We start from the raw sequence: 13,988 nt of genomic DNA, 5'->3' as shown, positions 1-13,988 counted from the left end.
CATAGCTAAACTATGATTAAAACGAACAAAAAGTAAAAGACGACACCGCAAATACCGATGTCGTCTTGTGTTTAATAACTCTTAATTTGATTCGACCACGTTACGTGACGTACCCGTCGTTAAGACATCATTGAAGTTGTCAAAACTGATTGAAATCATATCCGTCAATGCTTCTTCTGTGTACGATCCCATGTGTGGCGTCACAATGACTTGTGGGTACAAAGCCATCATCTTATCAACCGTGGCATTCCCCGTTGACTCACCCTTGAAGTTCTTACCGAAGAACAAACGTTCCTGTGAGACAACGTCAGTCGCAAATCCGTTCAACTTACCTGACTCAACGGCATCCAAAATAGCATCTTGATCAGTGATTTCGGCACGTGCTGTGTTCACCAAAATCGCACCATCTTTCATCTTTGCCACGTAGTCTGCGTTAAAGTAGGCATCGTTTTTACCTGGGAAGTGTGGCACGTGCAATGACACAATGTCTGACTTTGCCAACAACTCTTCTTCAGTTGCGTACGTCAACAAAGCCTTGGCATCCTCGTTCTCATAAACATCATATCCCAAAACCGTTGCCCCAACACCACGCCATAGTTCAGCTTCGGCACGACCGATACGACCCGTACCAATAATACCAACCGTCAAATCGTGAAGCTCAGTTGCAAACATACCAGGCAATACTTGAAATTGTCCCTTGGCTGCATTTGCGGCAGCCATCGTTGTGTGACGTTGTTGCATCAAGGCCAACGTAAAGGCCAATTCACCAACAGCGTATGGTGAATAACTTGGTACATAAGCAACCGTTTGACCGTTAGCCTTTGCGGCAGCCAAGTCAATGTGGCTGTACGCAACCGTGCGCGTAAAGACATACTTGATGCCGTATTCAGCCAATGTTGCTAAGTTCTGTGCATCAGCAACGTTGTTTGCACGAATTAGAACAGCATCGTGACCCTTAGCAGTCTCAACGTTATCATGCGTCAAGTTGTCAGCAAACAACGTCAATTCGTAGTCATACTTGTTCAACTTGTTAAAGTAGGCAATTTCATTCTCACGTACGCCATAGGCGGCAATCTTAAATGTCATCTTTATCTCCTTTTATGAAAACAGCGCCACTATTGAACATTCAGTAGCGGCGCTATTTATATCATCTTTTAATTAGTGGAAAATGCTCAAGTGACCCAACATTTGAGCAATCACAATCCAGAATGGCATTGCAATCGTTGCAACAACCGTTGACAACAATGAGGCGTTTGAAGCCAACAATGCTGAACGATCAAAGCTGATTGCGTACGCTGCAGCGACCGTAGCCGTTGGTGTTGCCATCATGATAATCGTCGTAGCCAAAGCAGTTCCGTCAACAGGCAAAACACCCAAACCTGACAAAACAGCCAATACAACGATGTTGATGATTGGTACCAAGATAACCTTGTTGAATGAGTAGTACCATGAGTCCTTATCAGTAGCAGCCTTGGCCAATGATACTTCACCCAAAGTTGAACCGATGGCCAACCAAGCCAAAGGTGATGCCAAACCTGATAGGTACGTCATTGGCTTGTATAGCCATGGTGCCGTCAAATCAAAACGGTAGAAGGCAACAGACGTGTGTGCGCCCGTAGCATCAACAACGTTTAATTGTGGCATTGACCCTTGAGCCAACCACAAAATCAATCCCAAGAACGTTGCGATAACAATTGGGTTCAAAAGCATCGTGCGCAAGTTATCCTTAGACATCTTTTGACCAGACATCTTAATGTATGCGTATGAGTACAAGAAAATGCGGTATCCAATGTTGAAGATTGAAGCATACATTGCTCCCTTCAAACCGTAAATTCCCGTTACGATAGGAATACCAAAGAACGTCGTTGAACCAAAGTCCGTCAAGACGCGCATAACGTCTTGCTTCTCGCCCTTGTAACGCAAGTACATCAACTTAGTTGCAAAGATCAAGATAACGTAAACCAAAATACCCCAAACCAAGATTGACATTCCTTGCTTGAATGTTTGTGGGTTAATTGGTGCCAAAAATGACGTGAACGCCAAAGCTGGCAATGCCAACGTCATAACAACCTTCGTCAACGTCTTACCAAACGTTTCCGTGAAAATACCACGCTTGCGCATGATAAATCCCAGCAAAATAATTGCAATTGTTGAAGCAATTGCAGAAAGTACGTCCATGTTTTCAAACGTAGACGTAAAAGCCTTCCCAAAATCCATCCCTGAATCTCCTCAAAAAATAATATGTGAAAAAAACAACATTCAAGAGTATACAGAACGCATTCATATGCTGTCAAGGGTTCATTAAAACGTATTTTTTTACGAACAAAGTCCCTAATATGGGCTTTTACACCCATCGGCCACTAACTAACATATAGTTTTTCCTAACTGTGAGAAAATGTTCAATCCTTCACTCTGTTTATCGGACAGACGTTGTGAATTTCCGGGAACTAAACGATCGATGTCCACATTTTTATACTTCAAACTGAAAATAGGCAACCAGATACACGTGCCAATCAAGCACATATGTATCTAGTTGCCTATTTTTTGTGTTTTAAAATCGCTGGTTAAAGCATATCTTCATGAACTTGTTAGAAACATAATGCGGCGTACGGCACCATATCGTTACGCATCCCAAACACAGCTATTTCAAAAAATGCTAACACCCGAAAGTTAGTTTTCTTAAGTATGGTCAGCGGTGGAAATCAAAAGACATTACATGATATCTAATTTTCAGCGTCCACATCCTCTACTAACGCCCTGTACAAGCTTGGATCAACCGGTTTTTCCAATCTAATTTCAAATCTAATCAGGTTAGAATCTTTTCCTTCTTTGTCTTTACCGATCATCTCTTCAGCCTGAAGTACTTTTGCAGATCCTAGATAGTAAAATTCAAGTCCATCTGCCACTACGTTATCCGATTTTTTTTACAAACATATGAATAAACCCGAAGTCATCCGTCTCAGAAATCAGCTTCTCGACTTTAGAGTTTAACGTTCTCTGATTTTTTGAGAACCAAACCATTGTGTCCCTATTTATGAATCCATCTTCATAAGAAACGAGACTAGAATGGTTTTCAGATTTTTTCAAGTTTATGAATGCGGGTAGGTATCTATCGTCCGGACGTTTAATATAGCCTCCGACATTTTGTGGATTCTGTTCTTTGTCCCACTCCAAGAATTTAATAACATCAGCTCGTAAATATTTTTCACCAATTTGGAACCGGACGTTTGTATTGTAGTTTTGCATCACATTTTGATATCCAGCATCCACTGCGTCTACAACGTATTTTTCAAATTCCTTGTCTGCTAGTTCAGTACGGAACTCATCAGTGAAACTCCACTCTCCTTGTTTTCTTTGAAGAATTGCGACCTCACCGTACTTTTCGAAATTTGCTTTCATAAAGTAGGATAGATCAAATATTTTTTGAAGATTATCCAGTGTGCTCTCTTCAAAAAAATATCCGTGTTCTTTAAATCTCGTTACAATGTCTCGGTCAGTTAATTTGCTTTCGCTAATTATCCACCTCATTAATTCTGATTCAAGAATTCGCTTCGATGCACCTACTTCTTTGGATACAAATCTTAAAAATTTTTGTTGGCGATCATTAAATACTGGCAGTGGAGCATCTTTATCAAACTTCATCTGATAATCTAGCAGACCCTCCTTAAATTTGCCAATAATGTCATCAATCCCCACTGTTCCTCTCTGAACAAAATCAACAAACATTGGCACCCTATTTCCAATCTTTTGTTTCAAGGCGTTATACGCATCTTTATACTTTGCCATAGAATTAAGATTGGCTTGTCCAACGGCCTTCAAAATTTGTTGGCGTGCTACCTCTTCAAAATTAATCGTTGAGACGCCTGAAATAGTTGGGGAAATAATATTTTTTCGAATACGATCCTTGTTTGATGAACGGGACTTATCAAAGGCCATCGGAATCATGTAGTTATTCGAGTAATTTCCAATGAAATCAATGACCGTCACATATTCTTTACCTTCAATCTTTCTAAGGCCACGGCCAAGTTGCTGTAAGAATATAATGCTTGAAACGGTTGGCCTCATCATAACAACCTGGTTCACCTTAGGTATGTCGACTCCTTCGTTGAAAACGTCAACTGTCACGATATACTCAAGATCGCCATCTTCTAAATCGCGAACTGCTTGTTCGCGTTCTTCAACGGAATTTTTACCACTAATGAATCGTGCTGCTACGTTTCTTACGTTCAACTCGTTTACTAACGCTTCACCTTCTTCAATTCGGCTGACAAAAATCAGACCATGTAATTCAGGGCCGGCATATCCGTAATAGTTAGTTTTCTCTAAAAGATAGTTAACACGTTCGTCAGATACCAATCGCCTTAGTTCTGTATTGTCGTCAATGATTTCACCATCTTTTTCAAAGTCAGTAACTCCAATATAGTGAAATGGCGCCAATAGTTCAGAATCAAGCGCATCTAACAACGAAATCTCATACGCCACGTTATAGTCGAAATACTCATATACATTAACACCGTCCGTACGTTCTGGTGTCGCCGTCATTCCCAACATGAATTTTGGAGTGAAGTAATTCATAAATCGTTGATACATCGTTTCTCGTTCGGCATCTTGCGTATGCCCAACACGATGAGCCTCATCAATTAGAATGTAATCAAACCGTTCTTTTCCAAGTTGATCCATAACATCTGGACGAGAAACCATGTTAATCGTTGCAAAGAGATACTTTGCTTCGTAATCTTTGCGTGACCCTGATAACAGTCCATAATCTGAGTCTTTTCCGCCAAGTACCTTTTTAAAACTCTCAATAGACTTTTTTAAGATTTGCTCACGGTGAACTACAAATAGCATTCTCTTTGGCGCAAATTGTTTTACATCAAAGGCTGCTAAATACGTTTTCCCAGTTCCAGTTGCTGCAACCACTAATCCTTTTTCTGCACCTTGTTGTCGTAACTTTCGCAGTGCTAATAAGGCTGGTTCTTGCATCCGATTTGGTCTTATTTCATCTGATTCAATAAAGTAATCAGTACGCTCTATCTGAATGTTCGGCTTTCTATCTTCGTAGTGTGCAGCATAATCGGCGATCCAGTCTTCTGTTAAAGGCACTGCCTTATTCCACAAATCATCAAGGCGAGCCGTTATTTGTTTTGTGATGTCACCTTGATGGGTTGATGTAACTCGCAAATTCCATTCAAAATTCTTTTTTAGTGCTGTTTGGGTTAGATTAGCACTACCTATAATGACTGATGTGTAATCACCGTGGTTGAATGAATAAGCTTTGGTATGGAACCCATTCTCGTTAATAATTCGCACATCAACATTTGGCAGCTTCAAGAGTTCTTTGAACACTTTAGGCTGATTAAAATCCAAATAATTTGACGTTATCAATCGACCACGAATGCCTTTTCGTGCCAAGTCATTAAGTGTACTTTTAATGTCAATCAATCCACCCTCTGTAACGAAAGCTACCGCGAACGTAAATCCTTTAGTTGTATGCAGTTCGTCAGTTAGGTGATCTAAAATAGTATCCCCGCCTTGATTAGTTAGCAGCGCTGGTTGATAACGACCTGAAGCTTCCACTGTATCATCAATAAATCCGAATTCTATCCCCGCTCGAAGATCATCTTTAGTCGACATGATTAAATCCTCGCTCAACCAGTTCTTCAATAGCTGGCACATCTGTCGGCGCCCAATCTAGTTTAAGTGCCTCTTCTTCCGTTACCCAACGTAACTCTTCATGCTCAATAGTCTTGGTAATTTGAGAATCTAAACGAGCGTACAAAATTTCAAGAACAACCGTCCCAAAATCATATTCTTTTTCAAATGGCTCATCCAGCTTTTCGAAAATAGTTGCATTAGCTCCAAATTCTTCAAATACTTCACGTTGTAAGGCTGCTTCTGATGTCTCACCTTCATTAATTTTTCCGCCCGGAAATTCCCAGTATCCACCTAATGATCGTCCCTCTGAACGCTTAGCTGCCAACAACTTCTGATTTTCGATAATTGCCGCCCCAACAACTGCTATTCGCTTTTTCATACTGAATACCTCTCACGTCATATGTTTGTATTCATTTTAGCAGCAAAATAAAAAGATTGGTTGAATACACCCAATCTTTTTGATCTTAAATCACTTGTATAATTTACTAATTATTCTGAAATCCAATCATCTTCTCTTAGACTCAAGCTGGTTAGGCAAGCTTCTTAACACATACTCATACACTTCTTTACGCGTAAGAAGATCTAGCAATCTAATTCCACCAATCATATTCATGATCTTATTAGCTTCCGAAAACGCCTTTCTATTCTGAGAAATTTGTCCATCTTGAATCAACTCAAACACAGCATCAAATATGCCCAATCGTATGTGGTCACTATCAATCACATTGCTTGACGAAAGTGCAACAAAATTCCCTCTAAAGTCAGTTTGTGTAAAAAGCTTAACAAAATGATATGGGTCTTCATGTTCTGCATCATAAAAAACATGTCCTATCCACCATAGTGAGGCTAAGTTATTTATCGCCAACGATCTTTTATGTCCGTTCACAATAAAACTTGAGCGGCTTTTTATTGAAGATTCTTGTTTTCCAGCTTTAAAATCCATCACCTTCAACACGCGCAAATGATAATCTAAAAAATCAGTATTTTCCAAAGCGACCCAAATTCGAGGATCTGTCGCTTCTACGGGAGTTAAATTTCTTAATTGCGAGTGTAAACTCACAATATTTTCATACGCGTTGTCATACTCACTAGTTTCTGGCAACAGTAACTCCTGCTTCTCATACTCTTTCTTTGTTCGAAAAACATTGCCTTCCTTGTTCATGACATTTTGAATTTCTAACGCGTTTTGCAGCTTGTATAAATCAAGCATATCGGTATCAAAATTCGTATCAAACTCTTCCAAAAATTTATTAGAAACAATAGGAATATTCATCACTCATCAACCTCATTAAATACTTCAAACGCCGGAATAATTGGATTGTTTAGTAACTGTTGCGCAACCACTAGAGAAGAAGTGTTTTCCAACTTACTATCGCTATATTTCAAAGACTCGAAAATATACATGGACAATTCCTTATACCAAAGATAATCACCATTTGTAGATCCCTCATCTTTGATGTCGTCAACGGCTATCATCAATGCAGGAATCAACAAAGAGAAGTTTGCAATTTTAACTTCTTTCGCATTCTGCATTTGAGCGTATATCTTATATGCCGCTTCAGGAATTTCAATCCTTATAGATTCACCATCGAGGTTCACAGTCATGCTCTTATTCTTTGATTTTGATACTTTAATGAAAGTTTGCACACTCTTCGGTGCAGAGTCTTCCATTTGAAGTTCAATCTCCACTGTTGGCTCGAAAGCCAAAATATCTCCACGCATAATGTTTTTTACAATGTAATCATCACCAAAAAGCTCCGGATTAAATCCCGAATTCATATACTCTGGGATATCAATATTTGCGACTACCAAAACAGTTAGCTCAATGTTCTTAGCAATAGATTCTGCGTCAACGCCTAGGCGGAGCGTGTCTTTATTTTCCGGAAATGGAATAGCCTTTCGAAAAGAAGTCAAACTGCTTTCAAGATGCGCCAGCACCAACGCGGTACCATCATTTATCATTTTTTGAAGATCGTCATTTTTTAGTTTGTATTGGATCACAAGTTCAAAGTCGGATTGGCCTACCTGTTCTTGAGATACATCTACGCTAAAACTATCTCCAAATATGAATTCATCTTCAAAGCTAAGGGAATCAGAAGCACTTAATACCGGATAAGGAAACGAATTATTGCTTAATTTCATATGTTTTACCTCCTAGCCGAACTCGTGTGCCAAAATCAATGGTTACAGATCCGCGTATCATCTCATCCTTTTTCACATTGTTAATCAGAACACTGCTTTCCGTGAACTCTTCCGCATTAGGAATATCAACTGATTTAATTTTGACCAGTTCATCCAAACCGTTTTCACCCGTAATTCTAAATTCAACTTCAATTTTTGCACGGTCTTTGGGCGCCTTTATATTAATTTTGTACTCGCCCTTCTCCGCATCAACTTCAATCAAGCGGACCCCGATCTCAGTTAATTCTGCTCCACGACGGGCCTTTTGACGTTGATCTTCCGGAGTGTTAGTCACTCCATTTCCTTCATCTCTGCGGTCTGGTGTTCTAGTTGGCTCTGGAATCTCCTCTTCGTCATCATCCGACTCTCCAAATACATCGCCAATAATGTTGTCATCTTTTTTTGATTTCGTTTTTGGCTGAGCTACCTTAACTTTATTCTTTTGCTTCTTAATTACCAGTTCCGTAATTTTTTTATCAAGCGAAGCTTCATCAGAATTTTCTGATTCCGAATCATTTTGATGAACAGTTAAAATACCGCTTAGACCAAACACATCCATGCTTTCAGTATTCGCGTTAGAAAAATTATCAATAACCGAATCTTTGTAGAACCTATTCAGGTCTTTTAAAAAGTTTGTTGCCTCTTTTTTAAGCTTTTTATCGATAATTCTATCTACGTACCAATCATCGTGATTTGCATTTTCTATATCTTTGAGGAACTTATTTAATTTCTGTCCGGTAGCCTGGAATATTCCGAAAAAGTTAATTGATCCACTGATGTGGTTTTTATAATTAATTTTCATACCAGACTTACGAGTCTGAAGAACTTTTCGATTTGTGTCCTCAAGAATTGCTAAATATAGATGTGCATCCTTGGACGACTCTATAAACTCATAATCATTGACCATTTTTTCAGGTAATGGCAATTCAATTCGTTTTGGACTATTCAAAACTTCAAATGCACGGAAAGCGTCTTTGTACTCGTCTGTCACCTTAAATGCATCTGATTTCCGAGAATTATCGCTCTCAAGTGTTTCAAAATATTGAAATAGGCTTGCTAATGAGGCTTGATTAATAACTTCATCTTGAATATGAACTTCTAATTCGCCTGCCCAAATAGAGATCAAAAAATTGGAAAGCACCGCTATTTTAATTCGGTCTTCCCAATTAGGATCATTCTTAAAACCAACTACAAAAAGGTCAGTTCCTTTTTCATTTATCTTTCGATTAATCGCAAATGGCAAGTCTCTGCTCATTGGTAGGTACTTTGTACCCTCCATTTTGGCAGAATAATAGCCCGGCCCCTGAGTCACTTCGTCTTTTTCTGGCTTATCGAAAGATACTAATTGCGACACACCAATACTGCGCTCCCCTTCAGCTTCCGAAATTGAATGGTAAAAAACCATTCGTAAATTTGAAGCTGCGAATGGCGCAAATTTTCCAATACCTTTACTTCCAGCTGATGCTTCATCATCTTTAACTGAATCACCTGCGACAAAAATCAATGATTGCCAATTTTTGTCCGCCAATCCTTTGGTATTATAATCGCTCATTTGAAGTACCGGAACCGTTGCTTCGTTTATGACACTTTCATATGTGTTTAAAAATTCTTGTGCTGTTTCTGAGCTATCCCACTTTGATCGCATTGCAGGCAACGCCACATTTCTCAGCTCTTCGATACCTGGAATATCGCTAGATGGAATGTCATGCTTTTGGAATTTAACCACGACCGGACCATCAACACCTGAATCCTTCGCATCCAAAGAGTTTTGAATACCTTCACGTGTAATTGAATTTATTGGCACATCAGAAAACGTATCGATTCCAGCTGCATTAATGCCACTAAGTGTCAATCCCTTACCACTAGGGAAAATCCAAGCATCAGATTGCTTCTTAACCGTAGATCTAAAAAAATCCATACAACTATACCTACTCCCCATATAAATAGTCTTTATTTAATTAGATCATAAATTAAAGCAAAACTCACTAATAAAACGATCACCCCGTTAACTAAATACAATTTCTTCATTAATTCGCAACAAAAAAACCGAGCTTAAAAGCCCGGCTTCCACTTAATAAATGTAAGGATCTCACCTAGTTGGTTGGACTCAATCCATTTCCTTATCAAATTCAATTTTGGATCTTAATTGTTGATCAAGTTATCTCATAGATCAAACAAATTTTAATTTTAGATAATACTCTTCAAATTACCCTCTTCCAACTTTTACACCTTATTGCCAAATCACAACAACATTGTCGCTCATTGTATTTTGTCGAGCTTCTACAGCATCGTTATCCCAGCCCTGTTTAACTTGCTCAGCTAAGACGTCGTTACCTGGGAACGATGAGCCATGTAGCGCCTGATACTTTCCATCTGCATCACGTTCGTCAAACTTATACGCCTTCTCGATAAGCGTCCAATTTCCAATTCGAGATTCATGATCTGTATCTACGTCATCGGTCATATCGTTTAACTCGGCGATACGGACTAATTCATACTTATCTTCTCGGAACACATCTTCATAGTAATCTTCTTCCTTATCCGCATATGCGAGCTCGCTCAACAAATACGTAAGTGCCCATTTTTTCTGTCCGCGCTGTCCACCTTCCTTTGAAAGAACAGAAAAAGCAGCGAGTACATCCGCATCGGAATGGAGCATAGCAGGTCGCTTCAAATCTGTATTGATATCATTAACACTAGTTAACTCACCTCGATAAATCTTATTTGCCGTTGTTGCAAATCCACTTTCCAAAGTGTTAGTTCCATTGTTCAAAATGGTGCGGTGTCGTACAAAGATTGAAATTACCTGATGAAGCACTTGGGCAATCTGTTGTTCATCAAAACGTTGCTTCCGCATTGACAAGAATATAGGATAATACAACTTCACACTCATCTTGTCTAAAATATCTATTTCAGCGTGCAACATACGGTTCTTAAATAGATCTCGGTTTGCCACCGGACTCCACGGGTTTTCGAGCACATCATATGCATGCACAAGTTCAACCAAGTCATCCAAAAAGGCTTTTCCTTCTGACTTAGAATTCAACTCTTGGCTTAAAGAACGATACAATGCGCCTTCTGTTACCAGCCTACGCGTAGCCGTCCAATAAGAACGAATATACGAGGTAATTCGATCGCTATCCGCGTTCAATTGATCTGAAACTTTTGCCCAAAGCAAATTAGTATTTTCCAGATCATCTTCCAGTAGGAACATAATGTGATTTTTAATAATATCAGACGGCTTTAAGTCTGCACCACGACTGTTTAGCGTTTCGAAAATAATGAATGCATCCCTTTGCGTTGGTGCTGAGATCATGACAACGTAGAATTTTTCAATAAATGTTCTCAAAGTTCGGTCAAGCAAGGTGATACGTTCACCAAACGTTTTCTTCTGTGAAAGCGAATTTTCAATGCCACTTTGAAATTCCAAGTACGCCGCATCCATATTTTTCATTGGTTCAGTCTTTTGACTATTATCCAAATAGTCCACAGCTTGTGCGTGAGTCCGCTTGTAAAAATAATCTTGCAATTCGCGATCCGATTCAGATGATGCTTGCAACTTCAGTGTAGCCTGCTCACCATTTTCACCACGAATCAATCGTTGATTGATATCTCGTGTGATGTCACGGAGCTTATCTCTTGAATCCTGTGTTAATCGATCTGCTTCCTCCGTTAGCATCTTCTGAGCTGTATCACGAATGACCGCCAAAAAAATCGTACTGGTGGTCATTCGTTGTTGTCCATCAATTAAATCTTGAGTGTCATCGTGATTAAATGTAACCACCTGCCCAAAAAAGTGATTATTGCGTCGTTCTTCTATTAGATCTTCTAAATCTCTCCAGAAATCCAAAACTTCATTTTGTTTCCATGAATAGTTTCGCTGATACACCGGCACAGAAAAAACATTTTGCTGAAAAAGCATCCCCATCGTTAGTCCTGCTGGTTGTGGAATTTTAATCGGAACTCCCATAATTACATACACCCCCGTAATTGTTAATTACAATAATTAGATCATTATTTAGATCTCGAGGCAAACAAATTCTTTCTTTTCTCACTCACTGTATAAAATACATTCAAACTTCGCGTTCAACAAAAACACCACCAATCGAAACGATTAGTGGTGTTTTCGGATTTAGGCACTAAACTCAATAAGTTTCCGCAACGTCTTCCATGCTCTTAACGGTCCAGCGGAAGCCCTTGTTTCTTCCCGTTAAGATACCCTTTTTAGTTTTCGACACATTTGCGTACAACGTGCTACGCGAAATTTCAAATTTCTGAATCAAATCTTCCGCTGTACCGGAAAACAACAATTCGCCTTGGTGATTATGTACTTCATATCGCTTAATTCTGCCGTCAATCTGCTTTTTACTCATCTTTGTTTCCTCCAAATTTTTAAATGTACTTCTCAATCTTTTCTGAAAGTTTAATAAACAAAGATGATTAAATATTGCTATATTTATTTAGAAACACAAAAACACCACCAATCGAAACGATTAGTGGTGTCTTCGGATCAAGCCAGCTGGGTTACCGGCGATCTGCATTTTAAGGAGTAGGGAGTTTGAGTTGGGATTCTCAAACGGGAATATGAGTCATTCTTAGGGATTTGTCTTAGGGGTTATCCCCTTTCGACATAATTAATAATAAGGTTGCTACCTTAACGCACCAATAACTGTGGCTGAAAGTTAGCTTAATTTAGTACGCACTCACAACATTCATGAAGCCATAGTACCCATTCATATCGGCATAATTCCTTGCTTCCCATTCGCTGTAAAACTGACGGGCGCCAAACTTGCCAAAGACAAATCGTGGCATGCCGTTACTGATGTCTTGTACATACTGACCATTAATTTCAATGATATACATCACCGTCCACCTCTTCATTCATTATCACATCAATTTTACGCGTCATCCCCAAAACATGCCGGTTTCCAGCTCACACAAAAACGCCGCTAGTCTCCAACTAACGGCGTTTTCTCGTTTAATTCAAGCTCCCCGTCACAACCTGACCACGCTTGATAACGCGTGGTGCGTCCGTTAACACAGCCAAATCTTGCAATGGATCACGGTCCAAAATCAACATATCCGCATCCTTACCTGGCACCAACTCCCCAACGCGGTCAGCAATCCCCAACAATTCAGCCCCACGAACCGTTGATGCGAGCAACACTTGTTCTGGTGTCATCCCCACGCTCGCCAACAAGCGAATTTCCACACCCGGACCAGACTTGAAATCGTTATAACTCGTACCAGCATCAGTCCCCATCACAACATTCACACCAGCGGCAGCAGCATCACGAATGCTTTGTTGGTGCGCCTCCCACAGCGCTGAAGCCTTATCGTACATATAAGCTGGAATATCATCCTTATGTTGTAGCATCTGCCAAGGCGCCGCCATCGTTGGCACAATCGCCGTATTCGTATCCAGCAACATTTGGATAGTTTCGTCATCCAAATACACCGCGTGCTCAACTGAATCAACACCGGCTAAGATGGCATTCTTGATGCCCTGCGTGCCTTGTGCGTGAGCCATCGCTGGCTTGCCCTTGTGGTGTGCTTCAAGGACCGCTGCTGTCAATTCTTCTACTGATAGTTGCTCGTCAGTTGGTTGTTCACCATCCAAACTCACGCCACCAGTTGCCATCAACTTAATCGTTTGCGCCCCGTGCTTAAGATTCCAACGGGCTGCCTTACGCACTTCATCAACACCGTCGACTTCCATACCGATCTTTGACCCGTGACCGTCCGTCATCGTCAACGCTGCGCCACTACCAATGATGTCTGGTAGTTGTAGGCGTTGCTGACGAATCTTGCTTGCCAACTTCAAATCGATATTATCCGTTGAGCCGGCGTCACGAATCGTCGTCACACCACTTGCAATCGCATCCTGCAAATTCTGCAACGCAACTAATGTATCCAGCGTTACATCTTGACCCGCACGTTCACGGCCGTCAGCCGCCATCACAATATGCGCATGGGCATTAATCAGCCCTGGCACTAGATACTTACCTTGCACATCAACCGTTTGATCAGCCTCACGCACGGTCTCAACCACCTGACCAGATACCGTATCAACTGACACCGTTTGTGACTTGAACCCCTCGTTTGTCACATACACATTTCCACCAACATAATTAACAATTGTCATATCATTT

Annotated in this window: 12 protein-coding genes; all 12 read right to left on the bottom strand. The window is 40.2% G+C overall.

What is annotated here, in order from left to right:
- Positions 1-81: 81 nt before the first annotated feature.
- The 12 genes from ACAW68_02050 to ACAW68_01995 all read right to left on the bottom strand — a co-directional run bounded on the left by ACAW68_02050 (position 82) and on the right by ACAW68_01995 (position 13,981).
- On the bottom strand, positions 82-1,086 hold the full coding sequence (locus ACAW68_02050) for an NAD(P)-dependent oxidoreductase (protein ID XGA16372.1): 1,005 nt from the start codon (positions 1,084-1,086) through the stop codon (positions 82-84).
- Positions 1,087-1,158: 72 nt separating this feature from the next.
- Complete coding sequence (locus ACAW68_02045; protein XGA16371.1) at positions 1,159-2,217, bottom strand: AEC family transporter; 1,059 nt, start codon at positions 2,215-2,217, stop codon at positions 1,159-1,161.
- A 506-nt stretch (positions 2,218-2,723) separates the two neighbouring features.
- Positions 2,724-2,906 (bottom strand): DUF3427 domain-containing protein, encoded by a 183-nt coding sequence (locus ACAW68_02040; GenBank protein XGA16370.1) that lies wholly within the window; start codon positions 2,904-2,906, stop codon positions 2,724-2,726.
- Positions 2,907-2,910: 4 nt separating this feature from the next.
- Positions 2,911-5,634, bottom strand: coding sequence for a DUF3427 domain-containing protein (locus ACAW68_02035; GenBank protein ID XGA16369.1), 2,724 nt, complete (start codon positions 5,632-5,634; stop codon positions 2,911-2,913).
- Entirely contained in the window at positions 5,624-6,034 is a 411-nt protein-coding gene (locus ACAW68_02030; protein ID XGA16368.1) for a (deoxy)nucleoside triphosphate pyrophosphohydrolase, read from the bottom strand. The genes ACAW68_02035 and ACAW68_02030 overlap by 11 nt, the downstream gene beginning before the upstream one ends.
- Positions 6,035-6,160: 126 nt before the next feature.
- The gene (locus ACAW68_02025) at positions 6,161-6,928 is read right to left on the bottom strand and encodes a DUF6339 family protein (protein ID XGA16367.1); all 768 of its coding nucleotides are present in this window, start codon (positions 6,926-6,928) and stop codon (positions 6,161-6,163) included.
- Positions 6,928-7,797 (bottom strand): hypothetical protein, encoded by an 870-nt coding sequence (locus tag ACAW68_02020; GenBank protein XGA16366.1) that lies wholly within the window; start codon positions 7,795-7,797, stop codon positions 6,928-6,930. Before ACAW68_02020 ends, ACAW68_02025 begins: the two co-directional genes overlap by 1 nt.
- Complete coding sequence (locus ACAW68_02015; GenBank protein XGA16365.1) at positions 7,781-9,754, bottom strand: hypothetical protein; 1,974 nt, start codon at positions 9,752-9,754, stop codon at positions 7,781-7,783. Before ACAW68_02015 ends, ACAW68_02020 begins: the two co-directional genes overlap by 17 nt.
- 312 nt (positions 9,755-10,066) lie before the next feature.
- Positions 10,067-11,806, bottom strand: a complete 1,740-nt coding sequence (locus ACAW68_02010; protein ID XGA16364.1) for a DUF262 domain-containing protein — start codon at positions 11,804-11,806, stop codon at positions 10,067-10,069.
- 175 nt (positions 11,807-11,981) lie between these two features.
- Entirely contained in the window at positions 11,982-12,209 is a 228-nt protein-coding gene (locus ACAW68_02005; GenBank protein ID XGA16363.1) for a hypothetical protein, read from the bottom strand.
- 319 nt (positions 12,210-12,528) lie between these two features.
- The gene (locus ACAW68_02000) at positions 12,529-12,699 is read right to left on the bottom strand and encodes a hypothetical protein (protein XGA16362.1); all 171 of its coding nucleotides are present in this window, start codon (positions 12,697-12,699) and stop codon (positions 12,529-12,531) included.
- A gap of 115 nt (positions 12,700-12,814) precedes the next feature.
- Positions 12,815-13,981, bottom strand: a complete 1,167-nt coding sequence (locus ACAW68_01995; protein ID XGA16361.1) for an amidohydrolase family protein — start codon at positions 13,979-13,981, stop codon at positions 12,815-12,817.
- Positions 13,982-13,988: the final 7 nt, after the last annotated feature.

The sequence above is a fragment of the Weissella confusa genome, from assembly GCA_041871065.1.
Lineage (GTDB): Bacteria > Bacillota > Bacilli > Lactobacillales > Lactobacillaceae > Weissella > Weissella confusa_A.
This window is presented reverse-complemented; position numbering and strand designations above follow the sequence as displayed.